We start from the raw sequence: 26,001 nt of genomic DNA on the forward strand, positions 1-26,001 counted from the left end.
CCTGGCCTGGTGCGTCCCCCTCGGCAGGGGGCGCAAAGCCGACAGCCGTCGCACCCCAGGGAGCACATCCATGGCCTTGCACATGCCATCGCCCACATCCGCCGCCCGAGCCGACGCCCTCCGCGAGGCGCTGGCCACCCGCGTGGTGGTCGCCGACGGTGCGATGGGGACGATGCTCCAGGCGCAGGAGCCCAGCCTCGACGATTTCGAGCAGCTCGAGGGCTGCAACGAGATCCTGAACCTCACCCGCCCCGACATCGTCCGCTCGGTCCACGCCGCCTACTACGAGGTCGGCGTCGACTGTGTCGAGACCAACACCTTCGGCGCCAACCACGCCGCCCTCGGCGAGTACGACATCGCCGACCGCGTCTTCGAGCTGTCCGAGGCCGGTGCCCGGATCGCCCGCGAGGTGGCCGACGAGTTCGCCGCCGACGGACGCGACCGCTGGGTGCTGGGCTCGATGGGCCCCGGCACCAAGCTGCCCACCCTGGGCCACGCCCCCTACGCGGTGCTGCGCGACGCCTACCAGGCCAACGCCGAAGGCATGATCACCGGCGGGGCCGACGCCCTGCTGGTGGAGACCACCCAGGACCTGCTCCAGACCAAGGCCGCCGTCCTCGGCGCCCGCCGCGCGCTGGACGCCACCGGGGCGAACCTCCCGCTGATCTGCTCGGTGACGGTGGAGACCACCGGCACGATGCTGCTGGGCTCGGAGATCGGTGCCGCGCTGACCGCTCTGGAGCCGCTGGGCATCGACATGATCGGGCTGAACTGCGCCACCGGCCCGGCCGAGATGAGCGAGCATCTGCGCTATCTCGCCCGCCACTCCCGCATACCCCTGGCCTGCATGCCCAACGCGGGTCTGCCGGTGCTCGGCAAGGACGGCGCCCACTACCCGCTCACCGCCGGTGAACTGGCCGACGCCCAGGACACCTTCGTCCGCGAGTACGGTCTCTCCCTGGTCGGTGGCTGCTGCGGTACCACGCCTGAGCATATGCGTCAGGTCGTGGAGCGTGTGCGGGGAATGGTCCCGGCCGAGCGTGAGCCGCGGCCCGAGGCGGGTGCCGCCTCGCTCTACCAGACCGTTCCGTTCCGGCAGGACACCTCGTATCTGGCCATCGGGGAGCGGACGAACGCCAACGGGTCGAAGAAGTTCCGGGAGGCCATGCTCGAGGGCCGCTGGGACGACTGTGTGGAGATGGCCCGTGAGCAGATCCGCGAAGGCGCCCACCTGCTCGACCTGTGCGTGGACTACGTCGGCCGGGACGGTGTGGCCGACATGGAGGAGCTGGCGGGGCGTTTCGCCACCGCCTCCACCCTGCCGATCGTGCTGGACTCCACCGAGGTCGAGGTGATCCGGGCGGGGCTGGAGAAGCTGGGTGGCCGCGCGGTCATCAACTCCGTCAACTACGAGGACGGCGCGGGACCGGATTCGCGGTTCGCCAAGGTGACCCGGCTCGCCCAGGAGCACGGCGCCGCGCTCATCGCGCTGACCATCGATGAGGAGGGCCAGGCCCGTACCGTCGAGAAGAAGGTCGAGATCGCCGAGCGGATCATCGCCGATCTGACCGGTGACTGGGGCATCCGTGAGGAGGACATCCTCATCGACTGTCTGACCTTCACCATCTGCACCGGGCAGGAGGAGTCCCGCAAGGACGGTATCGCCACCATCGGGGCCATCCGCGAACTCAAGCGCCGCCACCCCGAGGTCCAGACCACCCTGGGTCTGTCGAACATCTCCTTCGGCCTCAACCCGGCCGCCCGGATCCTGCTCAACTCCGTCTTCCTGGACGAGTGCGTGAAGGCGGGCCTGGACTCCGCCATCGTCCACGCCTCGAAGATCCTGCCCATCGCGCGGTTCGACGAGGAGCAGGTCACCACCGCCCTGGATCTGATCCACGACCGCCGCGCCGAGGGCTATGACCCGCTCCAGAAGCTCATGGAGCTGTTCGAGGGCGCCACCGCCTCCTCGCTGAAGGCCGGCAAGGCCGAGGAGCTGGCCGCCCTTCCGCTGGAGGAGCGCCTCAAGCGCCGCATCATCGACGGTGAGCGCAACGGCCTCGAGCAGGATCTCGATGCCGCGCTCGAGGAGCGGCCGGCCCTGGACATCGTCAACGAGACGCTGCTGGACGGGATGAAGGTGGTCGGTGAGCTGTTCGGGTCCGGCCAGATGCAGCTGCCGTTCGTGCTCCAGTCCGCCGAGGTCATGAAGACCGCCGTGGCCCACCTGGAACCGCATATGGAGAAGTCCGACGCGGAGGGCAAGGGCACCATCGTGCTGGCCACCGTCCGCGGTGACGTCCATGACATCGGCAAGAACCTCGTGGACATCATCCTGTCCAACAACGGCTACAACGTGGTCAATCTCGGTATCAAGCAGCCGGTCTCCGCGATCCTGGAGGCCGCCGAGGAGAACCGCGCGGATGTCATCGGCATGTCCGGGCTGCTGGTGAAGTCCACGGTGATCATGAAGGAGAACCTGGAGGAGCTCAACCAGCGCAAGCTGGCCGCCACCTACCCGGTCATCCTCGGCGGCGCCGCCCTCACCCGGGCCTACGTCGAACAGGACCTCCACGAGATCTACGAAGGCGAGGTGCGCTACGCCCGCGACGCCTTCGAGGGCCTGCGCCTCATGGACGCCCTCATCGCGGTGAAGCGCGGTGTCCCCGGCGCCAAGCTGCCCGAGCTCAAGCAGCGCCGGGTCCCCCGCCGCGACGCCGCCCAGGTGCGTGAGCCGGAGCCGGACCAGGGGCCGGCGCGCTCCGACGTGGCCACCGACAACCCGGTGCCCACGCCGCCCTTCTGGGGCACCCGCGTGGTCAAGGGCATCCAGCTCAAGGAGTATGCGAGCTGGCTGGACGAGGGCGCGCTGTTCAAGGGCCAGTGGGGGCTGAAGCAGGCCCGCACCGGCGACGGACCGACCTACGAGGAACTCGTCGAGACCGACGGCCGTCCGCGGCTGCGTGGTCTGCTGGACAAGCTGCACACCGAGAACCTGTTGGAGGCGGCCGTCGTCCATGGCTACTTCCCCTGTGTCTCCAAGGGCGATGACCTGGTCCTGCTCAACGAGGACGGCAGCGAGCGCACCCGCTTCACCTTCCCCCGCCAGCGCCGCGGCCGCCGCCTGTGCCTGGCCGACTTCTTCCGGCCCGAGGAATCCGGCCAGACCGACGTCGTCGGCCTCCAGGTCGTCACCGTCGGCTCCCGGATCGGCGAAGCCACCGCCGAACTCTTCGAGGCCAACTCCTACCGCGACTACCTCGAACTCCACGGCCTGTCCGTCCAGCTCGCCGAGGCCCTCGCCGAGTACTGGCACGCCCGCGTCCGCGCCGAACTGGGCTTCGCCGGAGAGGACCCGGGCGAGATCGAGGACATGTTCGCGCTGAAGTACCGCGGCGCCCGCTTCTCCCTCGGCTACGGCGCCTGCCCCGACCTGGAGGACCGCGCCAAGATCGCCGAACTCCTCCAGCCCGAGCGCATCGGCGTGAAGCTCTCCGAAGAGTTCCAGCTGCACCCGGAGCAGTCCACGGACGCCATCGTCATCCACCACCCCGAGGCCAAGTACTTCAACGCACGGTGACGGCCGCGGGACCGTCCGCGAGCGGTCATGAGGCGCCGCGCGGCGGCACGTCGTAGACTAGTCGATCCGGTAGAGGCCGGTCGCCTTCCGTTCCACGGGAGGGGGCCGGCCTTCGTGCCCCTTGTCCGGAGGTGTTTGGATGACCAGCAGCATCCCCGTCGTCAGTACCCGTACGGCCGAAGGATCCGCTCTGCAAGCCGTTCTGCTCGACATGGACGGCACCCTGGTCGACACCGAGGGCATCTGGTGGGACGCGGAGGTCTCGATCTTCGCCGAGCTCGGCCACGCACTGGCCGAGGAGTACCGCCAGGTCGTGGTCGGCGGCCCGATGACCCGAAGTGCCTCCTTCCTGATCGAGGCCACCGGCGCCGATATCGCGCTCGCGGAGCTCACCGGCCTGCTGAACAGCCGTTTCACCGAGCTGATCGACGGCACTGTGCCGATGCTGCCCGGAGCCCGCAGGCTGCTCACCGAGCTCGCCGCGCACGGCGTCCCGACCGCCCTGGTGTCCGCCTCGCACCGGCGCGTGATGGACCGGGTGCTGCGCTCACTCGGCTCGGAGCACTTCGCCCTGACGGTCGCGGGCGACGAGATCGCACGGACCAAGCCGCACCCCGACCCGTATCTCTTTGCCGCCGCCGGACTGGCCGCCGACCCGGCCCGCTGTGTGGTCGTCGAGGACACCTCGACCGGGGTCCGGGCGGCCGAGGCCGCGGGCTGCCAGGTGGTGGCGGTGCCGTCCGTGGTGCCGATCGAACCCGCGACGGGCCGGACGGTCGTCGGATCGCTCGAAGAAGTCGATCTCCCATTTCTTCAGGCACTGGTCACGGGAATGCACTGATCGCGTACTGAGCGTATTTCTGCACATCACAGACTGAATAAAACCCGGGTCTTTTCCCTCTCGGATGGCGTCATAACGAACGTGATGTTTATCACTGCACTTGATGTCGACACGGGAGTGGGTCTATGCTCCACGCCCCGTCTGGTGCGGTTTGCGTACGCCCTTGTGTCCGGATTGGTGACATGCCGTACGAAACGCGACCGCGTCCGCATATCGGTCAACCGTTGCTCGTTATCGGGGCGTGATATCGCCTCAACTTCGTTGTGTCTCAGCATGGCTGGCGCCGCGGACTAATCTCGTCGCCGAGTGGTTGATCGATCGCAGGGAGACTCCCGACAATGAAGCGCAAGTCGCTGGTGCTGCCGGCCGTGGCGGGCCTACTGATGTCAGCGCTCACCGCGTGTGGTGGTACCGACGGTTCGGGGTCGGACGGTGACGCGCTCGTCCTGGGCGTGACGGACGGGATCGAGGCGACCAAGGCGGCACCCGCTCCGCTGGACCCGGGCCTCGCATACGACTTCGCCTCGTGGACCGTGCTGCACGGCACCTTCCAGACACTGATGCGGCTGCCCCGCTCCGGTGTGGAACCGATTCCCGACGCCGCCCAGAATTGCGGCTTCCAGGACCGGCGGAGCGAGCAGTACCGCTGCACCCTGCGCAGCGGGCTGAAGTTCTCCAACGGCCACGCGCTCACCTCCGAGGACGTCAAGTTCTCCCTCGACCGGGTGCTCCGCATCGACAACCGGAACGGTCCGGTCTCCCTGCTCTCCAACGTGGACAGGATCGAGACCCCCAGCGAGCGTGAGGTCGTCATCCACCTCGCCTCCCCGGACGCCACCTTCCCCTCCAAGCTGACCACTCCGGCCGCGTCCATCGTCGACAGCGAGGTGTACGAGCCGGACGCGCTGCACAACGGCTTCGACATGGTGGGGTCGGGTCCGTACACCGCCAAGACCGAGGTGCGCGACAACCGTCTGGCCAAGGTGGTCTTCTCCAAGAACCCGAACTACCGGGGCGATGTGAAGTCGGAGTCCGACACGGTCGAGATCCGCTTCTTCGACGACTCCGTGGCCCTGGAGAAAGCCTTGGCCAAGGGCGAGGTGGACCTGGTCCCCCGGGGCTTCTCACCCGATCAGATCGACCGCCTGAACAGGGGGAAGGTCAAGGGCGTCCGGCTCTTCGAGCAGTCCGGCCAGGGCATCCGCTACCTCGGTTTCAACACCTCCGCTCCCGTGGTGAAGAACAAGGCGGTGCGGCAGGCCATGGCCTACCTCATCGACCGGCAGGCCCTGGTGCGCGACGTCTACAAGCGGACCGGTGAGCCCCTCTACTCGATGATCCCGTCCAACATCACCTCGCACACCAACTCGTTCCACAACGAGTACGGCGACCCGGACCCCGCCGCCGCGCGCCGGGTGCTGCGCGAGGCCGGGATCCACACCCCGGTGAAGCTCACGATGACGTACACCACCGACCACTACGGTCCGGGGACGGCATCGGAGTTCAAGGAGCTGAAGAGCCAGCTGAACGCCAGCGGTCTGTTCTCCGTCAAGATCAAGGGCGTCCGGTGGGCGGAGTTCCGCCCCGCCCTCATCGACCGCCAGTACCCCGTCTACGGCATGGGCTGGCTCCCCGACTTCCCGGACCCGGACACCTTCACCGCTCCCTTCCTCACCAGGGACAACTTCCTCAATTCGCCCTACCGCAACAGTGAGATCCAGGACGAGCTGATACCGAAGACCCGGCAGGTGACGCAGCGCGCCCTCGCCGCCAAGGACTTCGAGGCCATCCAGAACGCCATCGCCGACGACGTCCCGTACCTGCCGCTGTGGCAGGAGAACTCCTACGTGGCCGCCCGCGACCATGTCACCGGTGCCGAGTACGCCTTCGACTCCTCGACCATGCTTCAGCTCTGGGAGCTCGGCCGCGGCGCCGAGGACTGACAACGACAGACGGGGGCCGAGTAACGAGACGACGAAACTGTGAGGAACCAATCCGTGAGGAAACGTGACCAGTGGCTGGCAGCTCCCCTCGGGGCGGGGCTGGCCGCCGCCCTGCTGACCGGCTGCGGAAGCGAGGACGGTGACGCCGCCGGCGGCGGCAAGCACGTGGTCATGGGGATGTCGGACGAGGTGCTCGCCACCGACCCGGCATCCGGCTACGACCCCGGCTCCTGGCTGCTGTTCAACAACGTGTTCCAGTCCCTGCTGAGCTTCCCCAAGGGCAGCACCACCCCGCAGCCGGAGGCCGCGAAGACGTGCACCTTCAAGGACAACGCCAGCCGGGTCTACACCTGCACGCTCAGGGACGACCTGACGTTCTCCAACGGCCACCCGCTCACCTCCGAGGACGTCAAGTTCTCCTTCGAGCGCACCCTGCGGATCAACGACAAAAACGGTCCGGCGCTGATGTTCGGCTCCATCGGGTCCATCAAGACCCCGGACAAGCGGACCGTGGTCTTCAACCTGAAGCAGGCTGACGCCACCTTCCCGCAGAAGATCGCCTCCGGTGCCGGCTCCATCGTCGACCACGAGGAGTACCCGGCCGACAAGCTGCGCACCGACAACCAGGCGATCGGCTCCGGTGTCTACACCCTGAAGTCCTACGACAAGACCAAGGCCGACTTCGCCGTCAACGAGGCCTACAAGGGCCCCGCCGAGGCCAAGAACACCGGGCTGACCCTGAAGTTCTTCCACGGCAGGCAGCAGCGGCTGAAGACCGCCGTGGAGCGGGGCGATGTGGACCTCGCCTACCGCGGACTGGCCATGAAGGACCTCGCCGACCTCCAGGCGCGCAGCGTCGGTGGCGCAAAGAGCCTGGACGTGGTCGAGGGCACCGGCGCCGAGGTCCAGCACCTGATCTTCAACATGAAGCACCCGGTGGCGGGCAAGCGCGGTGTGCGCAAGGCCGTCGCCTACCTCATCGATCGCAGCACCCTGGTGCGTGACGTCTACAAGCGCACCGCCGAACCGCTGTACTCGGTCGTCCCGGCCGGGATCACCGGCCACAACACGGCCTTCTACGACAAGTACGGCGACCGGCCGCAGCCCGCCAAGGCCAAGCAGGCCCTGCGGGAGGCGGGGATCTCCGGCAAGGTCAAGCTGACCCTGTGGGGGACCCCGATCCGCTACGGCCCCGGCACCATTCCCGGGCTGCGCGCGATCGCCAAGCAGCTCAACGCCAGCGGGCTGTTCGACGTCGATGTGAAGAGCGCCGACGTCGCGTCCTATGAGAAGGGCGTCGCGGACGGCAAGTACGGCGTCTATGTGAAGGGCTGGGTGCCGGACTACCCGGACCCGGACAACTTCGTCGCGCCGTTCTTCGGCAACGACAACGTCCTGGCCAACCACTACACCTCGGCGCTGCTCACCGGTCAGCTGATACCGGCCACCTCCGAGCAGCCCAGCCGCTCGGCCACGGTCGGCGACTACCAGCGGATCCAGGACATCGTCGCCAACGACGTCCCGATGCTCCCGCTGTGGCAGGGCAAGCAGTACGCGGTGGCCCAGAACACCATCTCCGGGCTCCAGTGGACGCTCGACTCGTCCACGGTCTTCCGCTTCTGGGAGATCAGCAAGTCGCCCCGGGACTGAGACCCGGGGATCCCGGGGTGCGGACCCAGCCGTCCGCGCCCCGGGACCGCCGGTCACGGGACGGTGGGGAACCGGCCCGACGGGCGGGGCCGGCAGCCGCCCGCTACTGCGCGCCGGGGCGGACCAGCCCGCTCTCGTAGGCGTAGACGGCCGCCTGGACCCGGTCCCGCAGACCCAGCTTGGTCAGCACATGGCCGACATGGGTCTTCACCGTGGTCTCGCTGACGAACAGATCCGCGGCGATCTCCGCGTTGGACAGCCCCCGGGCCACCAGCTTCAGCACCTCGACCTCGCGCTCGGTGAGGGTGTGCAGGGTGTCCGGCACCGGCTCCTCGCCCGAGGGCAGATGACCGGCGTACTTGTCGAGCAGCCGGCGGGTGATGCTCGGCGCGAGCATCGCCTCACCCGCCGCCACCACCCGGATCGCCTGCACCAGCTCGGTGGCGGGCGCGTCCTTGAGCAGAAAGCCGCTGGCCCCCGCGCGGAGCGCCTCCACCACGTACTCGTCCAGGTCGAAGGTGGTCAGCACCAGCACCTTGGCCGGGCCGTCCCGCCCGGGGCCGGTGATCTGACGGGTCGCCTCCACTCCGTCCATCCGCGGCATCCGGATGTCCATGAGCACCACGTCGGGCTGGAGGGCCCGCACCTGGTCCAGGGCTTGCAGACCGTCCCCCGCTTCGCCGACGACCGCGAGATCCTGCTCCGCCTCGAGGATCATCCGGAAGCCGGTGCGCAGCAGCGGCTGGTCATCAACCAGTAGGACACGGATCGCCACGGGATCTCCTTCGCTCGACCGGCCCTATTATCCCGAAGCCGTCTCCGGGGACTGAACGGGGATGATCGGCAACGGATAGGGCGGGGGAGTGCCACCGAATTCCGGACAACGGTCCTGGTGGTCGCACCAGCCGCACAGCCGGGTCTGCCGGGGCAGGAAGTCGCCGGTCTCGGTGGCCCGCCGGATCGCCTCCCACAGGGCCAGCAGCTTGCGCTCCACGGCCCGCAGATCGCCCTCGTCCGGGTCGTACGTCAGCACATCACCGCTGCCCAGGTAGACCAGCTGGAGACGGCGCGGCACCGTGCCGCGCAGCCGCCACACCACCAGGGCGTAGAACTTCATCTGGAACAGCGCCTCCGCCGAGTACTGCGGGGCGGGGGCCTTGCCGGTCTTGTAGTCGACGATCCGGATCTCGCCGGTGGGGGCGATGTCCACCCGGTCGATGATCCCGCGCAGGGTCAGCCCGGACTCCAGCTCGGTCTCCACGAACAGCTCCCGCTCGGCGGGCTCCAGCCGGACCGGGTCCTCCAGCGAGAACCACCGCTCCACCAGCCGCTCGGCCCCCGCCAGCCACTCGGCGAGACGCTCCGGGGCCGGGGCACCCCCGCCGTCCTTGCCTTCGGCGTGCTCATCGCCGCCGCCGGCGTCGTGGGCGTCGTCGTCACGGAACAGCTCCGCCAGCTCCGGCCGGTCCGCGAGCAGGCGCTCCCACTCGCCCGGCACCATGGCCCGGGCGCGCGGGGCGGTGCGCTCGGCCGCCGGCGCGTCGAAGAGCCTCTCCAGCACGGCGTGCACCACCGTGCCCCGGGTCGCCGCCGCACTCGGCTTCTCGGGCAGTTTGTCGATCACCCGGAAGCGGTACAGCAAAGGGCACCGCATGAAGTCGGACGCCCGTGACGGCGACAGCGACGCGGAGCGGTCGGACTGCGGTGGCCCGTCCGTCTGTTCGGCCTTCCCGGTGGTGGTTCCCATGGCGAAGACCCTACGGCCCGCCACCGACAGCCGGACGCATACCATCGACGTCCGAGCCCCTGGCACTGCATGATCGTGGGGACCGTATCAAAAACTGGGTGCGACCGATGCACTCAACGAGGGGACACCGTGGACAACAGCGGGCAGCCGCAGTCCGACAACGGGGGATCGGACCGGACGACCGAGCCGGAGGCAGGCAAACCGCGGCGCCCACGCGAGGTGGGCGGCGGGATCCTGATGGGCCGGCCGTTCGGCGTGCCCGTCTATGTCTCTCCCAGCTGGTTCCTGGTCGCCGCCCTCATCACCTGGGTCTTCGGCGGACAGCTCGAGCGCGTCCTGCCCGAGCTCGGCGCCGCACGCTACCTGGTCTCGCTCTTCTTCGCCGTGGCCTTCTACGCCTCCGTGCTGGTGCACGAACTGGCGCACACCGTCGCCGCGCTCCGTTTCAAGCTGCCGGTGCGCCGGATCCAGCTCCAGTTCTTCGGCGGGGTCTCGGAGATCGAGAAGGAGTCCGAGACACCCGGCCGGGAGTTCGTCCTCGCCTTCGTCGGCCCGCTGCTCTCCCTGGTGCTTTCCGGTGTGTTCTACCTCGGCATGCTGCTGGTGGAGCCCGGCACGGTGCCCGGGGTGCTGCTCGCGGGGCTGATGATCTCCAACCTCATCGTGGCCGCCTTCAATCTGCTGCCCGGCCTGCCGCTGGACGGCGGGCGGATGCTGCGCGCCGTCGTGTGGAAGCTCAGCGGCAGGCCCATGACCGGCACCGTCGCCGCCGCCTGGAGCGGCCGGGCGCTGGCCGTGGCGGTGCTGGTCGGCCTGCCGCTGCTCACCCAGGCCGGCGGCCTCGGCGGTGAGCCCGAGGACTTCGGCAGTGTGGACTCGCTCACCGACGCGCTGCTCGCCGCCATACTGGCCGCGATCATCTGGACCGGTGCGGGCAACAGTCTGCGGATGGCCCGGCTGCGCGAGCGGCTGCCGGATCTGCGCGCCCGCACGCTCACCCGCCGCGCCGTCCCGGTCGAGGGCGACACCCCGCTCTCGGAGGCGCTGCGCCGGGCCAACGAGGCCGGGGCCCGCGCCCTGGTCGTGGTGGACGCCCACGGCACCCCGACCGCCGTGGTGCGCGAGGCGGCCATCGTCGGGATCCCCGAGCACCGCCGCCCCTGGGTCGCGGTCAGCGGCCTGGCCCAGGACCTCAAGGACGGTATGCGCGTCTCCGCCGAGCTGACCGGCGAGGAGCTGCTGGACACCCTGCGGGCCACCCCCGCCACCGAGTACCTGGTGATCGAGGAGACCGGCGAGATCTACGGGGTGCTGTCCACGTCCGACGTCGAGCGCGCCTTCGTCGCCGCCATGGCCCGTACGCCCTCCTGAGGCGCGCTCGCCGCCCGGTGCCGGAGGGAGTGCCCTCATGGCCGCGGTCACGGCGGGGCCGGGGGGCCCGGTAGGCTGTTCACATGTCCGAACCGACCGGTGCCGCCCGCCGTCGCGGGCCCTTCCAGGTCGGGGACCAGGTCCAGCTCACCGACCCCAAGGGACGCCACTACACCTTCACGCTCGAGGCCGGGAAGAACTTCCACACCCACAAGGGTTCCTTCCCCCACGACGAGCTGATCGGCGCCCCCGAGGGAACCGTCGTGCGCACCACGGGAAACGTCGCGTATCTCGCGCTGCGCCCCCTGCTCCCCGACTATGTCCTGTCCATGCCACGCGGTGCCGCCGTGGTCTACCCCAAGGACGCGGGGCAGATCCTGGCGATGGCCGACATCTTCCCCGGCGCACGGGTCGTCGAGGCGGGCGTCGGCTCCGGCTCGCTCTCCATGTTTCTGCTGCGGGCCATCGGCGACCAGGGCATGCTGCACTCCTACGAGCGCCGGGCCGACTTCGCCGAGATCGCCTCCCAGAACGTCGAGCGCTACTTCGGCTCCCCGCACCCGGCCTGGCGGCTGACCGTCGGCGACCTCCAGGACAATCTGTCCGACACCGACGTCGACCGCGTCATCCTGGACATGCTCGCCCCCTGGGAGTGCCTGGAGGCCGTCTCCAAGGCGCTCGTCCCCGGCGGCATCCTGTGCGCCTACGTCGCCACCACCACCCAGCTCGCCCGGACCGTCGAGGCCATCCGCGAGCACGGCACCTTCAACGAGCCGTCGGCCTGGGAGACCATGGTCCGCACCTGGCACGTCGAGGGACTGGCGGTACGCCCCGACCACCGGATGATCGGGCACACCGGCTTCCTGCTCACCGCCCGCCGTCTCGCGGACGGCGTGGAGCCCCCGCTGCGCCGCCGCCGTCCCGCCAAGGGCGCCTACGGCGAGGACTACGCGGGCTGGGGCGCAGGGAAGGAAACGGACACCGCGGGCGGCAAGCAGACCGCCTCCGGGAGCCAGGACACCGCTTCCGGGCGCGGCTGACGGCCCCACACCGGACCACCCCGCATCAACGCCCCGGCGCGGCCACCGACTTCCCCTCGACGGGGGCGGTGGCCGCGCCGTGTGAGATGTGGCACCATGCGGGGCACCCCCCGCCTCCGCTCTCACAGGAGTCATCCCGCGTGCAGCCTCTGGGCCCGGATCTCGCGCACACCCACCCCCGTCCGGTGCACTGGCTCGCGACCGCGGCCGCCGTGGCCGCCGTCGTCGCCGGATCATCGTTCGTCCAGCCGTCGGACGCCAAGGCCACCACCGCGCCGCACGCCGCGGCCGCCAAGGCCCCCGATCCCCGCGCGGCGCAGTACCCGATGGACTGCGGCGGGGCCCGGCCGGATGTGGTGGACCGGGGCTCGGGGGACCTGGACGGGGACGGACGGCCGGAAACCGTCGCGGTGGTGCGCTGTCATTCGGCGACCGGTACCCCGCCGAGCGGCGTCTATGTGCTGTCACCCGCGGAACGCGCCGGAAGCGGGGGCGGCAAGGGCACGGCGCCCCGGATCGTGGCCACGTTCGTGGATCCCGGGGAAGGTATGAGCATCCGGGATTTCGCGGTACGCGGAAAGAAGGTTTCGGCCACCTTGCTGGGATACTCCTCCGCGAAGGTCCCGCGGTGCTGCCCGGATCTGCAACGCAAGGTCAACTGGCAGTGGCGGGACGGCAAGTTCGTGCTCGACGCGCTGCCCGTCCCGGGGAGTGTGTGATCGGTTACGCGGTGTCCCGTCACTCCGCGCCGGGGCCGTAGACCTCCACCTTGTCCGCGGTGCGCCGCACATGGATGCAGTCGCCCGGGCACTCCTTGGCGGAGTCCACCACCTCGGTCAGCAGCTGGAGCGGGACGGGGGCCGTGGCGCCCTTGTCCTGGAGCAGCTCATCGTCGGCGCTCTTGACGTAGGCTAGACCGTCGATGTCGAGTTCGAAGACCTCGGGCGCGTACTGGGCGCAGATCCCGTCGCCCGTGCACAGGTCCTGGTCAATCCAGACTTCAAGATCGCCGAGCTCCTCGTTCCGCACGGTACGTCGCCTGCCGTTCCCTCGATACGTGATTCGTTGACTAAATATCGCCAGCCCTGGCGGGTGTTGACCGTCTCGACGATACAACCGCTCGCTTTCCGATGTTGTTGGGTGGGTATTCACCTGGCGTGAGGGAGTGCGCAAGGGTGAAGATCGGACACACGCCGACCGGGTTTGTGATCTAGGGGTTTCAACCCGCACCGGCCCAGGTAGGGTCAGGAAGCGTCCAGCTCCCCTTGGAGGAGGTGAGGACCGTGGCAGCCCACGACGACGACATCAACCGCGGCATCCGGCCGGGGCGGGGGTCTGATGACCCAGCCGGTCAGGTTGCCTATCTCGAGCAGGAAATCGCCGTCCTGCGCCGCAAGCTCGCCGACTCTCCGCGTCATACGAGGATTCTCGAAGAGCGGATCGTCGAGCTGCAGACCAATCTGGCGGGAGTGTCCGCACAGAACGAGCGGCTCGCGAACACACTCCGTGAGGCGCGCGACCAGATCGTGGCCCTCAAGGAGGAGGTCGACCGGCTCGCCCAGCCGCCGGCCGGCTTCGGGGCTTTTCTGAAGGCGAACGAGGACGGCACGGCGGACATCTTCACCGGGGGCCGCAAGCTCCGGGTGAACGTCAGCCCGAGCGTCGACCTCGACGACCTCAAGCGTGGCCAGGAGGTCATGCTCAACGAGGCGCTCAACGTGGTCGAGGCCATGGAGTTCGAGCGCGCCGGGGACATCGTCACCCTCAAGGAGGTCCTTGAGGACGGCGAGCGCGCCCTGGTGATCGGGCACACCGACGAGGAGCGGGTGGTGCGGCTCGCCGAGCCGTTGCTGGAAACCACCATTCGTCCCGGTGACGCCCTGCTGCTCGAGCCCAGGTCCGGCTATGTCTACGAGGTCGTGCCCAAGAGCGAGGTCGAGGAACTCGTCCTCGAAGAGGTCCCGGACATCGACTACACGAAGATCGGTGGTCTGGGGAACCAGATCGAGCTGATCCGCGACGCGGTCGAGCTCCCCTATCTCTACCCCGACCTCTTCAAGGAGCACGAACTGCGGCCGCCCAAGGGCGTGCTGCTGTACGGCCCGCCCGGCTGCGGCAAGACGCTCATCGCCAAGGCCGTCGCCAACTCCCTTGCCAAGAAGGTCGCCGAGGTGACCGGCAAGCCCGCGGGGAAGAGCTTCTTCCTCAACATCAAGGGCCCCGAGCTGCTCAACAAGTACGTCGGTGAGACCGAGCGGCACATCCGGTTGGTCTTCCAGCGGGCGCGGGAGAAGGCCAGCGAGGGCACACCCGTCATCGTCTTCTTCGACGAGATGGACTCCCTCTTCCGCACCCGTGGCTCCGGTGTCAGCTCGGACGTGGAGAACACCATCGTCCCCCAGTTGCTCTCGGAGATCGACGGTGTCGAGGGCCTGGAGAACGTGATCGTGATCGGCGCCTCCAACCGAGAGGACATGATCGACCCCGCGATCCTGCGCCCTGGCCGTCTCGATGTGAAGATCAAGATCGAGCGTCCGGACGCCGAGGCCGCCAAGGACATCTTCTCGAAGTACCTGACGCACACCCTCCCGGTGCACTCGGACGACCTCGCCGAGCACGGCGGGTCCCCGAAGGCCGCCGTCGCGGGCATGATCCAGTCGGTCGTCGAGCAGATGTACGCGGAATCCGAGGAGAACCGCTTCCTGGAGGTCACCTACGCCAATGGCGACAAGGAAGTCCTCTACTTCAAGGACTTCAACTCCGGCGCCATGATCCAGAACATTGTGGACCGGGCCAAGAAGATGGCCATCAAGGCATTCCTCGACCACAACCAGAAGGGGCTCCGCGTCTCCCACCTGCTCGCCGCCTGTGTGGATGAGTTCAAGGAGAACGAGGACCTGCCCAACACCACCAACCCCGACGACTGGGCCCGGATCTCCGGAAAGAAGGGCGAGCGGATCGTCTTCATCCGCACCCTGGTCACCGGAAAGCAGGGCGCGGACACGGGACGCTCCATCGACACGGTGGCGAACACCGGTCAGTACCTGTAACACCGCTGTCCGGCTGCGGATGTCCTGGACGGGGCATCCGCAGCCGGATGCGCTTTTCGGACCGCATTCTTCGTATGAGTCCTACGAGCCCGACCGGAGCAATGACTGAGATGATCTCCGCAGCACCGCAAAGCCGTCCTAGGCTCGTCGGTACCGCAGTATCGCGGCGTGGGGGATCGGGGGCCGCGCACGGACTAGAAGCGCAGCGGTACTTGAGCGCCGATCCCGCCAGGGGGCGGCGCCGGGCAAGGAGGGCCGCATGACCGTACGGCGCGTAATGGGAATCGAGACGGAGTACGGGATCTCCGTCCCGGGACACCCCAACGCCAATGCCATGCTCACCTCATCCCAGGTCGTCAATGCCTACGCGGCGGCGATGCACCGGGCGCGCCGCGCCCGCTGGGACTTCGAGGAGGAGAATCCGCTGCGGGACGCCCGCGGCTTCGACCTCGCGCGTGAGTCCGCCGACGCAAGCCAGCTCACGGACGAGGACATCGGCCTGGCCAATGTGATCCTCACCAATGGCGCCCGGCTCTACGTCGACCATGCCCACCCGGAGTACTCCGCCCCCGAGGTCACCAATCCGCGGGACGCGGTGCTCTGGGACAAGGCGGGCGAGCGCATCATGGCCGAGGCCGCCATGCGCGCCGCGGAGCTGCCCGGCGCCCAGCCCATCCACCTGTACAAGAACAACACCGACAACAAGGGCGCCTCCTACGGCACGCACGAGAACTACCTGATGAAGCGGGAGACCGCGTTCTCGGACATCGTGCGCCATCTCACGCCCTTCTTCGTCTCCCGCCAGGTGGTCACCGGCGCCGGCCGTGTCGGCCTCGGCCAGGACGGGCATGACCACGGCTTCCAGCTCAGCCAGCGGGCCGACTACTTCGAGGTCGAGGTGGGGCTGGAGACCACCCTCAAGCGCCCCATCATCAACACCCGCGACGAGCCGCACGCCGACGCCGAGAAGTACCGCCGACTGCATGTGATCATCGGCGACGCCAATCTCTCCGAGATCTCGACCTACCTCAAGCTGGGCACCACCTCGCTGGTGCTGTCGATGATCGAGGACAGCTTTATCGCGGTGGACCTCGCCGTGGATCAGCCGGTGCGCACCCTGCACCAGGTTTCCCACGACCCGACTCTGGGCCGTCTTATCACTCTGCGTAGCGGACGTACGCTGACCGCCGTACAACTCCAGATGGAGTACTTCGAGCTGGCCCGCAAGTACGTCGAGGACCGCTTCGGCGCCGACGCCGACGAGCAGACCCGGGATGTGCTGACCCGCTGGGAGGACGTCCTCAACCGGCTCGAGCGCGATCCCATGAGCCTGTCCGGTGAGCTGGACTGGGTCGCCAAGCGTGAGCTGCTCGAGGGCTACCGGCGGCGCGACGGCCTGGACTGGGACGCCGCCCGGCTCCACCTGGTGGACCTCCAGTACGCCGACGTACGGCCCGAGAAGGGCCTGTACAACCGCCTGGCGGCGCGCGGCAAGATGAAGCGGCTGCTGGACGACCAGGACGTGGCACGGGCCCAGAACAAGCCCCCGGAGGACACCCGCGCCTACTTCCGCGGCCGCTGCCTGGAGCAGTACGCCGACGATGTCGCCGCCGCGTCCTGGGACTCGGTGATCTTCGACCTCCCGGGCCGTGACTCTCTGCAACGAGTTCCCACCCTCGAGCCGCTGCGCGGCACCCGGAACCACGTCAAGGAGCTGCTGGACCGCTGCCGCACCGCGGAGGACCTGGTCCGGGTGCTCTCGGGCGGCTGAAACGGGCTCCGGCCGGGAATCATCGAGGTGGCCTCCGTGCGTTGTAGCAAGTGGGAGGCCGATGTCGGACCCGGATTGTAGGGTCTGATCTTGAGACCGATCGAATCAGCGGGCGAACCGAGCGGGGTGAGGGATATGGCGACCAAGGACACCGGCGGCGGACAGCAGAAGGCGTCGCGCTCGACCGAAGAGGTCGAGGAGCAGGCGCAGGACGCACAGGCGGCGGAAGACCTCAAGGAACGGCAGGAGAAGCTCTCCGACGACGTCGACTCCGTGCTGGACGAGATCGATGACGTGCTCGAGGAGAACGCGGAGGACTTCGTGCGGTCCTTCGTCCAGAAGGGCGGCCAGTAAGGCGCGTGTTCTCCGTCCTGCGTCCCCGCGAAGAGGGGGGCGCAGGACGGATGACTTCCATGGCCAGGGGTATGGTCCGTGCAGTATTTCAAGATCTGGTGGAAGGAAACGTGTGGAAGCCAACACTCGTGACACAGGGCGTCTGCCGGCTGCCTTCCTGACGCCCGGCTCCTCGTCTTTCATGGATTTCCTGGGCGCGCACTCGCCCCAGCTGCTTCCGGGGAACCGTCCGCTCCCCGCGGTGCAGGGCGCCGTCGAGGCCCCGCACGGCACCACGATCGTGGCGGCCAGCTTCCCCGGCGGAGTGGTGCTCGCCGGTGACCGCCGCGCGACCATGGGCAATGTGATCGCCCAGCGGGACATCGAGAAGGTCTTCCCCGCCGACGAGTACTCGGCCGTCGGTATCGCGGGCACGGCCGGTATCGCCGTGGAACTGGTCAAGCTCTTCCAGCTGGAGCTGGAGCACTTCGAGAAGGTCGAGGGCACCGTCCTCTCCCTGGAGGGCAAGGCCAACCGGCTGTCGACCATGATCCGCGGCAATCTCGGCATGGCGATGCAGGGCCTGGCCGTCGTCCCGCTCTTCGCGGGCTGGGACGTCGACCGGGAGAAGGGCCGCATCTTCTCCTACGACGTCACCGGCGGGCGCTCGGAGGAGCACGGCTTCGCGGCCACCGGCTCGGGTTCGATGTTCGCCCGGGGCGCGCTCAAGAAGCTCTACCGCGAGGACCTGACGGAGGACCAGGCGGCCACCGCCGTCGTCCAGGCGCTCTACGACGCCGCCGACGACGACTCGGCCACCGGCGGTCCCGACCTGGCCCGGCGCATCTACCCCCTCGTCACGGTCATCACCGACGACGGCTACAAGAGGTACTCCGACGCAGAGGTGTCCGAGATCGTCCGCGCCATCCACGAGCGGCGGCTCGAAGAGCCGGACGGCCCCCGCGCCGCCCTGCTCTGAGAGGACGGTTGACCCGGAATGCATTCGCCACTGACAGAAGGGACGGACAGCCGGTGACGACGCCGTTCTATGTATCTCCTCAGCAGGCCATGGCCGACCGCGCCGAGTACGCCCGCAAGGGCATCGCGCGCGGCCGCAGCGTGGTCGTGCTGCAGTACTCCGACGGCATCCTGTTCGTCGCCGAGAACCCGTCCCGCGCCCTGCACAAGGTCAGCGAGATCTACGACCGCATCGCCTTCGCCGCGGTCGGCAAGTACAACGAGTTCGAGAACCTGCGCATCGGCGGTGTCCGCTACGCCGATCTGCGCGGCTACACCTACGACCGTGACGACGTCACGGCCCGTGGTCTGGCCAATGTCTACGCACAGACGCTGGGCACCATCTTCTCCAGCGCCGCCGAGAAGCCGTACGAGGTCGAGCTGATCGTCGCCGAGGTCGGGGAGGCCCCCGAGGACGACCAGATCTACCGTCTGCCGCACGACGGCTCCATCGTGGACGAGCACGGCTCGGTCGCGGTGGGTGGCAACGCCGACCAGATCAGCAGCTACCTCGATCAGCGCCACCGCGACGGCATGACCCTCGCCGAAGCGCTCAAGCTGGCCGTCGAGTCGCTCGCCCGCGACAACAACGGCGGTGAGCGCAGTCTCACCGCCGAGCAGCTCGAGGTCGCGGTCCTGGACCGCAAGCGCCCCCAGCAGCGGAAGTTCAAGCGCGTGCTCGGCCGCCAGCTCTCCCGGCTCCTGGAGTCGGAGGACACCGCCGCCGAGGAGGACGCGTCCGCCTCCTCCGAGACGGACGAGTCCGAGGAGTAACCACCCCGCCCCACCCGCGCCCCGGCGGCCCCAGGCCCCGGGGCGCGCCGCTGCGTGAGGCCCCACGGTGGTGGGGGAGCGTGGATCGGCGCGTGTGCCGTGTCTGGGCGCCGCGTGGGGTGGTGACACGCGGCCACCCGCCGCCCGGGCGCCGGGCCCTGCCCGGTGGGAGCCGCGTGCGTGGACGTCACCCGGGGGGCGCGCGGGCACCTGCGGTTCCGGTGGCGCTCACCGACGTCCAGGGCAACCCCGTGGCACGCCCCGGGGCCCCGGTGGGCTACCGCGGGGGAGGGGCCGTGGAACCTCGGGTGAGGAGGTCCACCGGGAGGGTGGTGTCCTGGGCCGGTTCGCCGTTCAGGACCGCCATCAGGGCCCGCATCCCCGCCGCCCCCACCGCTTCCGCGGGCAGCCGTACCGTCGTCAGCTCCGGCTCCACCGCGGTGGCCAGCGCCAGGTCGTCGAAGCCCGTCACGGACACGTCGTCCGGCACCCGCAGCCCCAGCCGCCGGGCCGCCTTGCAGGCGCCCGCCGCCAGGATGTCGTCGTCGCACACCAGTGCCGTGGGACGCGGGCCCGGGGCGGCCAGGACGCGTTCGGCCGCCCGGCGGCCCTCCTCGACGCTCAGCCCCGCCGGTTCGGCGCTCAGCGTCACACCGTCCGCCGCGCCCAGCGTCGCCGCGAAGGCGCCGGCGCGTACCCGGAAGGTCCAGGAGTCCACGGTCGCCGCGAGATGGGCGATACGGCGGTGGCCGAGGGCGAGGAGGTGGCCCGCCACCTGCCGGGCGCCGTCCGCGATGTCGAGGTTGACGGCCGCGGCCGCGTCGGCCGGGTCGCTGTCGAGCATCACCAGCGGCAGCCCGCCACCGCGCACCGCCGCCAGCGCGTCGGCCGCCATGGAGGAGGCGATCACACCGTCGAGCGAGGCACGCGCGGAGTCGAACGGGTCCCGGGCGGGGCCGACGCCCTCGGGGGAGGGATAGAGCACCACCCCGAAGCCGTGGTCGGCGGCGACCCGGGCCGCGCCCGTGTACACCCGGGCGAAGAACTCGGTCGTCAGGGCGGGCACCACCAGCAGCGCGGTCCGGGTGCGGCCCAGCCGCAGACTGCGCGCCGCGAGGTTGGGCCGGTAGCCCAGTTGGCGTGCCGCGGCGCGCACCGTCTCCGCGGTGCGCGCGGACACCCGGCCGGACCACTTGTCCCCGAGGACCAGGGAGACCGTCGCCTGGGAGACCCCCGCGACCCGCGCCACGTCCCGGCTGGTGGCCCGACCCGCCGCCGTGCGGTCCCCGTCCGCCGCGGTGTCACCCGTGCGGCCGGTCCCCGGGACACCTCTCTCAGCGGCCCCGCTCGCCACCATCGCTTCCGCTTCCCTCCGCCGTCCCGGCGATCCGCGCCGTCCGCGCGTCCGGGAGTGGACCCGCGGCTGGCCGCCATGGTACGTATGACGACGGACGTTATACGTAAAACTTGACCATGACCCGCATCGACCACGAGGAGGGCACGGACGATGGCGGCTGGCTACGGGGACCTGCTGCGCACCCGCCATGCGGCGCGGCTGCTCACCGGCACGCTCATCGGACGACTGCCGAATGCCACGGCCGCCATCGCGGTGCTGCTGTTCGCGCGTGCGGAGGGCGGCAGTTACGCCCTGGCCGGGGCGCTGTCGGCCGTCTACGGCGCGGCCAACGCCATCGGCCAGCCACTGCTGGGCCGAGCCGTGGACCGCTTCGGCCAGCCGCGGGTGATGCTGCCCGCCGCGGTGGCGTCCGCGCTCGGGATGGCGCTGTTCGTCGTGGTAGGGCTCGACCCGCTGCCCGTGGCCTGCGCCGCGATGCTGATCGCGGGCGGCTTCACCCCGCCGCTGGAGGGCGGGCTGCGGGCGCTGTGGCCGAGCGTGCTGGGGCGCGAGGACCGTATCCACGCCGCCTACGCGCTGGACGCGGTGGCCCAGGAGGTGATGTTCGCGGTCGGGCCGCTGCTGGTGACCTTGGTGGTCGCCCTGTGGTCGGAGAGGGCCGCGCTGCTGGTCATCAACGCCCTCGGGGTCGCGGGCGCGCTGTCCGTCGTGGTGTCGCCACCGTCCCGTCGGTGGCGCTCCGCGCCGCGCGAGGCGCACTGGCTGGGCGCGCTGCGTTCACCCGGGCTCCTGGTGCTGCTCGGCTCGTTCTTCTTCGTCGGACTCGCCCTCGGCGCCATCGCGGTGGCCTCGGTCGCCTACGCCGACGAGCACGGCGGCGGCATGGTCTCCAGCTATCTGCTGTCCGCGCTCGGCGCGGGTGCGCTGGTCGGTGGGGTGGTCTACGGCGCCCGCCCCTGGGCCGGGTCGCCCGAACGGCGGCTGCTGGGGCTGGTGGCCGCGCTCGCGCTGGGTTATCTGCCGCTGATGCTGGTGCCCGGTGTGGTGCCGATGACCGTACTCGCCGGGGTGGCGGGTGTGTTTCTGGCTCCGGCGCTGGCCTGCGCGTTCGTCGTGGTCGACCGGCACGCCCCCGGGGGTACGGTCACCGAGGCGTTCTCCTGGCTGGTGACCACCTTCGTGGTCGGCAGCGCGGTGGGGACGGCGGTCGCCGGACCGGCGGTCGAGTTCGGCGGTGTGGGTCCCGGATTCGCCGTCCCCGGGATCGCCGGAGCGGCCGGGCTGGTGGTGCTGCTGGCCGCCCGGCGGCTCCTGGCCGAACCCGGCGCCGAACCCGGCGCCGAGTCCGCCACCGGACCGGACCCCGAACCCGCCACCCGGCCCGCCACCGAACCGGACACCCAGCACGCCGCGGCGGCCCGTCCGGACGCGCCTCCCGAGCCGCTTCCCGACGCGTTTCCCCCGGCGCCGGGTTCACCCGCTGCGGAAAATGATCGCAACCGTGCGGCCGAACCCGGTTTCAGAGCAGGCCATCAGGCGTAATGTTCAGTCATGGACCGCCGCATTTTCGGGCTGGAGAACGAGTACGGCGTCACGTGCACATTCAGGGGACAGCGCCGGCTGTCTCCTGACGAAGTGGCGCGGTACCTCTTCCGCCGTGTTGTCTCCTGGGGCCGCAGCAGCAATGTCTTCCTGCGCAACGGCGCCCGCCTCTATCTCGACGTGGGCTCGCACCCGGAATACGCAACCCCCGAGTGCGACAACGTGACCGAGCTGGTCACCCACGACAAGGCAGGCGAGCGCATTCTCGAGGGTCTGCTCGTGGACGCAGAGCGCCGCCTGCACGAGGAGGGAATCGCGGGCGACGTCTATCTCTTCAAGAACAACACCGACTCGGCGGGCAACTCCTACGGCTGCCACGAGAACTATCTGGTGGCCCGCCACGGGGAGTTCTCCCGGCTCGCCGACATTCTCATCCCGTTCCTGGTGACGCGGCAGCTGCTGTGCGGCGCGGGCAAAGTGCTCCAGACCCCGCGCGGCGCCGTCTACTGCGTCAGTCAGCGGGCCGAGCACATCTGGGAGGGCGTCAGCTCCGCCACCACCCGCTCCCGGCCGATCATCAACACCCGTGACGAGCCGCACGCCGACGCCGAGCGCTACCGCCGGCTGCATGTCATCGTCGGTGACTCCAACATGTCCGAGACCACCATGCTGCTCAAGGTCGGCGCCACCGACCTGGTGCTCCGCATGATCGAGGCGGGCACCGTGATGCGCGACCTGACCCTGGAGAACCCGATCCGGGCCATCCGCGAGGTCAGCCACGACATCACCGGTCAGCGCAAGGTCCGGCTGGCCAGCGGGCGCGAGGCGTCCGCGCTGGAGGTCCAGCAGGAGTACTACGAGAAGGCCGTCGACTTCTGCGAGCGCCGCGGTATCCGCACCGGCACCGTCGAGCGCGTCCTGGAGCTGTGGGGCCGCACCCTGGAGGCGGTGCGCACCGAGGATCTGGACCGGATCGCCACCGAAATCGACTGGGTGATGAAGTACAAACTCATCGAGCGGTACCGGGCCAAGAACAACATCACCATGTCCCATCCACGCATCGCCCAGATAGACCTCGCCTACCACGACATCCACCGCCGCCGGGGGCTCTACTATCTGCTGGAGAAGCGTGGTCAGGCGGCCCGGGTCTGCAACGACCTGAAAATCTTCGAGGGCAAGTCGGTTCCCCCGCAGACCACTCGCGCACGGCTGCGCGGCGACTTCATCCGCCGGGCCCAGGAACAGCGCCGCGATTTCACCGTGGACTGGGTGCATCTGAAGCTCAATGACCAGGCGCAGCGCACGGTGCTGTGCAAGGACCCGTTCCGGTCGGTCGACGACCGGGTGGAGAAACTCATCGCCGGTATGTGAGATGGCGGACGGCTTATGTGCCGCGCGGGCCCCGTGCGTTCCTCGGACGGGGCCCGCCGTACGACGTAGAGTGACGCGCATCGTCCATCGCAAGATCTACGTAACGAGGACTCCGTGCGCCGACGCTCCGTACTCCTTGCCGTGCCCGCGGGCCTGCTGACGCTTGCCGGCTGCGGTGACGACAAGTCAGGATCCGACAAGGCATCACCGTCCAAGGAGCCCACCAGCCCGACGCCGTCGCCGGCCCCCACCGGCAAGATCGTGAGCGGGCCGGTGCCCCCCATCACCTCCGGTGAGGACTTCGGTGACAAGCCGAAGATCGCCAAGGGGGCGGGCAAACCCTCCTCGGACCTGGCGGTCAAGACGGTCATCAAGGGGAACGGGCCGACCACGGCCAAGAAGGACTTCCTCCAGGTCAACTACCTCGGCCAGATCTGGAGCAGCGCCAAGGTCCTCGACACTTCGTACGACAAGAAGAAGCCCGCCACCTTCCAGCTGGGCGCCGGCCAGGTCATCCCGGGCTGGGACCAGGCGCTGGTGGAGCGGAAGGTCGGCAGCCGGCTGGAGCTCGCCGTACCGCCCGCCTACGCCTACGGCAAGCAGGGCCAGCCGCAGGCGGGCATCAAGGGCACCGACACGCTGGTGTTCGTCATCGACCTCGTCGACCGCTTCAACGGCAAGAGCTCGGCCAAGGGCGACAAGGTGGCCCAGAGCAATATCGACCTGCCCAAGGTGTCCGCCAACACCGACGGCAAGGCGCCCACCATCACCGTCCCCAAGAAGGCCGCGCCGAAGAAGCTGGTCTCGGAGTACGTCATCGAGGGCGACGGCCCGAAGGTGAAGAAGACCGACGCGCTGCTCGTCCAGTACAAGGGCGTGCTGTGGAAGAACGGCAAGCAGTTCGACGCCACCTACAAGCGCGGCGAACTGGCCCAGTTCTCCCTCCAGCAGGTCGTCAAGGGCTGGTCCCAGGGGCTCACCGGCAAGAAGGTGGGCAGCCGGGTGCTGGTCGTCGTACCGCCCGACCTGGGCTACAAGGACGAGGCCAAGCCGGGCATCCCGGCCAACTCCACGCTGGTCTTCTGCGTCGACATCCTGGCGGTTCTGTAAGACTGTGCGGGTTGCCCACAACGTGACAGGAGCAATTTCGTGAGCATCGAGAAGCCCGAGGTCGATTTCCCGGGTGGCGAGCCGCCGACCGATCTCCAGATCAAGGACATCTGGGAGGGTGACGGCCCCGTGGCGAAGGCCGGCAGCAACATCGCCGTCCACTACGTCGGCGTGGCCTTCAGCACCGGCGAGGAGTTCGACGCCAGCTACAACCGCAACACCCCGCTGCGGATCCAGCTCGGTGTCGGACAGGTCATCCCCGGCTGGGACCAGGGTCTCCAGGGCATGAAGGTCGGCGGACGCCGCCAGCTGATCATCCCGCCGAACCTGGCCTACGGCGACCGCGGTGCCGGTGGCCGGATCAAGCCGGGCGAGACGCTGATCTTCGTCTGCGACCTGGTCTCCGCCTGAGACCCGGGTGAGCCCCGCCGAGGGCCCCTGCCCGCGGGCAGGGGCCCTCGGCTTTTGCCGCGCGTCCCGGTAGCGGTACGGTCACGGTCGTAGGGTCATAGAGAAAGGGCGTCGATGGCGATTGCCAAGGCCGAGCGGCTGATGAATCTGGCGCTGTGCCTGCTGGGAACCCGGCGCCCGCTGACCAAACGGGAGTTGCGCGGCTCCATCGAGGCGTACCTGGAGGCGGGCGGCGCCGCGGGCGGCGGCAACGACGACGCCTTCAACCGCATGTTCGAGCGCGACAAGGACGATCTGCGCGAACTCGGCCTGGTCATCGAGACGGTGGAGGGCATCGACGGCGAGGTCGGCTATCTCGCCCGCCGTGACAGCAACCGGCTGCCCCCCATCACCCTGGACGCCGAGGAGGCCGCCGCCCTGGGCCTGGCCGCCAAGGTCTGGCAGCAGGCCCGGCTCGCGGGAGCGGCCAGCGGCGCCCTCCAGAAGCTGCGCGCCGCCGGGATGCCGGTCGCCGAGGACCCGTACGACACCCAGGCGCACAGCGCGCTGGAGCCGCATATCCCGGTCCACGAGGCGGCCTTCGAACCGCTCATGCTCGCCTGCCGCGACCGCCGCCCCGTCGTCTTCGACTACCGCAAGTCCAACGCCGCCCGCCCCGAGCAGCGCCAGGTCGAGCCCTGGGCGCTGGAGTGCTGGCGCGGCCAGTGGTACCTGGCCGGCTGGGACCGCGAGCGGACCGCCGAGCGGGTCTTCCGGCTCTCCCGGATCTGCGGCCGGGTCCGGCTGCGCACCGGCGCCTTCACCGCCGAGGTGCCCGACCACGTCACCGTGCGCGAGACCGTGGAGACCTGGTCGGGCGAGACCGCCACCGGCACCGCCCGGATCCGGCTGCGCTCCGGTCACGGCTATCCGCTGCGGGCCAAGGCGCTGTCCACCGCCCCGGCCGGGGACGGCTGGGACGAGCTGGAGATCCCGTACGGGCACGGCCTGGACGCCTGGCTGGTGGAGTTCGGCCCGGACGTGGTGGTGCTGGCGCCCGACGAACTGCGGGCGGATGTCGTGGACCGGCTGCGCGCCGTGGCCAAGGGCTGAG

General features: G+C 69.5%; 21 protein-coding genes. 17 read left to right on the top strand and 4 right to left on the bottom strand.

Annotation, left to right across the window (positions count from 1 at the left end):
- Positions 1-70 precede the first annotated feature (70 nt).
- From metH to HUT19_RS32565, 4 genes are all read left to right on the top strand, one after another.
- The gene (gene metH, locus HUT19_RS32550) at positions 71-3,580 is read left to right on the top strand and encodes a methionine synthase (RefSeq protein ID WP_176183879.1); all 3,510 of its coding nucleotides are present in this window, start codon (positions 71-73) and stop codon (positions 3,578-3,580) included.
- Between the two features lie 139 nt (positions 3,581-3,719).
- Positions 3,720-4,421 (top strand): HAD family phosphatase, encoded by a 702-nt coding sequence (locus HUT19_RS32555; RefSeq protein WP_176183880.1) that lies wholly within the window; start codon positions 3,720-3,722, stop codon positions 4,419-4,421.
- Between the two features lie 338 nt (positions 4,422-4,759).
- On the top strand, positions 4,760-6,364 hold the full coding sequence (locus HUT19_RS32560; protein ID WP_176183881.1) for an ABC transporter substrate-binding protein: 1,605 nt from the start codon (positions 4,760-4,762) through the stop codon (positions 6,362-6,364).
- A gap of 54 nt (positions 6,365-6,418) precedes the next feature.
- Positions 6,419-8,014: an ABC transporter substrate-binding protein gene (locus tag HUT19_RS32565; RefSeq protein ID WP_176183882.1), complete on the top strand. Its 1,596-nt coding sequence runs from the start codon at positions 6,419-6,421 to the stop codon at positions 8,012-8,014.
- Between the two features lie 103 nt (positions 8,015-8,117).
- Here HUT19_RS32565 and HUT19_RS32570 read toward each other — a convergent pair whose 3' ends face one another.
- Positions 8,118-8,789: a response regulator transcription factor gene (locus HUT19_RS32570; protein ID WP_009719179.1), complete on the bottom strand. Its 672-nt coding sequence runs from the start codon at positions 8,787-8,789 to the stop codon at positions 8,118-8,120.
- Positions 8,790-8,816: 27 nt separating this feature from the next.
- Positions 8,817-9,806: a PD-(D/E)XK nuclease family protein gene (locus HUT19_RS32575; protein WP_176183883.1), complete on the bottom strand. Its 990-nt coding sequence runs from the start codon at positions 9,804-9,806 to the stop codon at positions 8,817-8,819.
- 84 nt (positions 9,807-9,890) lie between these two features.
- Here HUT19_RS32575 and HUT19_RS32580 point away from each other — a divergent pair, with 84 nt between their 5' ends.
- The 3 genes from HUT19_RS32580 to HUT19_RS32590 all read left to right on the top strand — a co-directional run bounded on the left by HUT19_RS32580 (position 9,891) and on the right by HUT19_RS32590 (position 12,891).
- A complete protein-coding gene (locus HUT19_RS32580) occupies positions 9,891-11,132 on the top strand; it encodes a site-2 protease family protein (protein ID WP_176183884.1) in 1,242 nt (413 codons plus the stop codon).
- Positions 11,133-11,215: 83 nt separating this feature from the next.
- Complete coding sequence (locus tag HUT19_RS32585) at positions 11,216-12,172, top strand: tRNA (adenine-N1)-methyltransferase (protein ID WP_176183885.1); 957 nt, start codon at positions 11,216-11,218, stop codon at positions 12,170-12,172.
- A gap of 140 nt (positions 12,173-12,312) precedes the next feature.
- Complete coding sequence (locus HUT19_RS32590) at positions 12,313-12,891, top strand: hypothetical protein (RefSeq protein WP_176183886.1); 579 nt, start codon at positions 12,313-12,315, stop codon at positions 12,889-12,891.
- Between the two features lie 19 nt (positions 12,892-12,910).
- On the opposite strand, the gene HUT19_RS32595 is transcribed toward HUT19_RS32590, so the two are convergent.
- Entirely contained in the window at positions 12,911-13,201 is a 291-nt protein-coding gene (locus HUT19_RS32595; protein ID WP_176183887.1) for a ferredoxin, read from the bottom strand.
- A gap of 254 nt (positions 13,202-13,455) precedes the next feature.
- On the opposite strand from HUT19_RS32595, the gene arc reads away from it, so the two are divergent.
- The 5 genes from arc to prcA all read left to right on the top strand — a co-directional run bounded on the left by arc (position 13,456) and on the right by prcA (position 19,117).
- Positions 13,456-15,222, top strand: coding sequence for a proteasome ATPase (arc, locus tag HUT19_RS32600; RefSeq protein WP_176183888.1), 1,767 nt, complete (start codon positions 13,456-13,458; stop codon positions 15,220-15,222).
- A 259-nt stretch (positions 15,223-15,481) separates the two neighbouring features.
- Positions 15,482-16,993, top strand: coding sequence for a depupylase/deamidase Dop (dop, locus tag HUT19_RS32605; protein ID WP_176183889.1), 1,512 nt, complete (start codon positions 15,482-15,484; stop codon positions 16,991-16,993).
- Positions 16,994-17,128: 135 nt separating this feature from the next.
- Entirely contained in the window at positions 17,129-17,347 is a 219-nt protein-coding gene (locus tag HUT19_RS32610) for a ubiquitin-like protein Pup (RefSeq protein ID WP_059148607.1), read from the top strand.
- Between the two features lie 112 nt (positions 17,348-17,459).
- On the top strand, positions 17,460-18,305 hold the full coding sequence (gene prcB / locus HUT19_RS32615) for a proteasome subunit beta (RefSeq protein ID WP_176183890.1): 846 nt from the start codon (positions 17,460-17,462) through the stop codon (positions 18,303-18,305).
- Between the two features lie 53 nt (positions 18,306-18,358).
- Entirely contained in the window at positions 18,359-19,117 is a 759-nt protein-coding gene (gene prcA, locus HUT19_RS32620) for a proteasome subunit alpha (protein WP_176183891.1), read from the top strand.
- Positions 19,118-19,394: 277 nt separating this feature from the next.
- On the opposite strand, the gene HUT19_RS32625 is transcribed toward prcA, so the two are convergent.
- Positions 19,395-20,474 carry a LacI family DNA-binding transcriptional regulator gene (locus tag HUT19_RS32625; RefSeq protein WP_176183892.1) on the bottom strand — a complete coding sequence of 360 codons (1,080 nt, stop codon included), beginning with the start codon at positions 20,472-20,474 and terminating at the stop codon, positions 19,395-19,397.
- A 150-nt stretch (positions 20,475-20,624) separates the two neighbouring features.
- On the opposite strand from HUT19_RS32625, the gene HUT19_RS32630 reads away from it, so the two are divergent.
- The 5 genes from HUT19_RS32630 to HUT19_RS32650 all read left to right on the top strand — a co-directional run bounded on the left by HUT19_RS32630 (position 20,625) and on the right by HUT19_RS32650 (position 26,000).
- Positions 20,625-22,016: an MFS transporter gene (locus tag HUT19_RS32630; RefSeq protein ID WP_176183893.1), complete on the top strand. Its 1,392-nt coding sequence runs from the start codon at positions 20,625-20,627 to the stop codon at positions 22,014-22,016.
- 9 nt (positions 22,017-22,025) lie between these two features.
- Positions 22,026-23,387, top strand: a complete 1,362-nt coding sequence (gene pafA / locus HUT19_RS32635; protein ID WP_176183894.1) for a Pup--protein ligase — start codon at positions 22,026-22,028, stop codon at positions 23,385-23,387.
- A 114-nt stretch (positions 23,388-23,501) separates the two neighbouring features.
- Complete coding sequence (locus tag HUT19_RS32640; protein WP_176183895.1) at positions 23,502-24,497, top strand: FKBP-type peptidyl-prolyl cis-trans isomerase; 996 nt, start codon at positions 23,502-23,504, stop codon at positions 24,495-24,497.
- Between the two features lie 39 nt (positions 24,498-24,536).
- Positions 24,537-24,908 (top strand): FKBP-type peptidyl-prolyl cis-trans isomerase, encoded by a 372-nt coding sequence (locus HUT19_RS32645; protein WP_176183896.1) that lies wholly within the window; start codon positions 24,537-24,539, stop codon positions 24,906-24,908.
- Positions 24,909-25,022: 114 nt separating this feature from the next.
- Positions 25,023-26,000 (top strand): YafY family protein, encoded by a 978-nt coding sequence (locus HUT19_RS32650; RefSeq protein WP_176183897.1) that lies wholly within the window; start codon positions 25,023-25,025, stop codon positions 25,998-26,000.
- Position 26,001: the final 1 nt, after the last annotated feature.

Origin of the sequence: Streptomyces sp. NA02950 (genome assembly GCF_013364155.1) — a bacterium.
In the GTDB taxonomy this organism is placed as follows: Bacteria; Actinomycetota; Actinomycetes; order Streptomycetales; family Streptomycetaceae; genus Streptomyces.

Coding starts and splice junctions, on each gene's coding strand:
- metH (WP_176183879.1), top strand. CDS start 71: ATGGCCTTGCACATGCCATCGCCCACATCCGCCGCCCGAGCCGACGCC.
- HUT19_RS32585 (WP_176183885.1), top strand. CDS start 11,216: ATGTCCGAACCGACCGGTGCCGCCCGCCGTCGCGGGCCCTTCCAGGTC.
- HUT19_RS32630 (WP_176183893.1), top strand. CDS start 20,625: ATGGCGGCTGGCTACGGGGACCTGCTGCGCACCCGCCATGCGGCGCGG.
- HUT19_RS32650 (WP_176183897.1), top strand. CDS start 25,023: ATGGCGATTGCCAAGGCCGAGCGGCTGATGAATCTGGCGCTGTGCCTG.
- HUT19_RS32555 (WP_176183880.1), top strand. CDS start 3,720: ATGACCAGCAGCATCCCCGTCGTCAGTACCCGTACGGCCGAAGGATCC.
- dop (WP_176183889.1), top strand. CDS start 15,482: ATGACCGTACGGCGCGTAATGGGAATCGAGACGGAGTACGGGATCTCC.
- pafA (WP_176183894.1), top strand. CDS start 22,026: ATGGACCGCCGCATTTTCGGGCTGGAGAACGAGTACGGCGTCACGTGC.
- HUT19_RS32610 (WP_059148607.1), top strand. CDS start 17,129: ATGGCGACCAAGGACACCGGCGGCGGACAGCAGAAGGCGTCGCGCTCG.
- HUT19_RS32625 (WP_176183892.1), bottom strand. CDS start 20,474: ATGGTGGCGAGCGGGGCCGCTGAGAGAGGTGTCCCGGGGACCGGCCGC.
- HUT19_RS32575 (WP_176183883.1), bottom strand. CDS start 9,806: ATGGTATGCGTCCGGCTGTCGGTGGCGGGCCGTAGGGTCTTCGCCATG.
- HUT19_RS32560 (WP_176183881.1), top strand. CDS start 4,760: ATGAAGCGCAAGTCGCTGGTGCTGCCGGCCGTGGCGGGCCTACTGATG.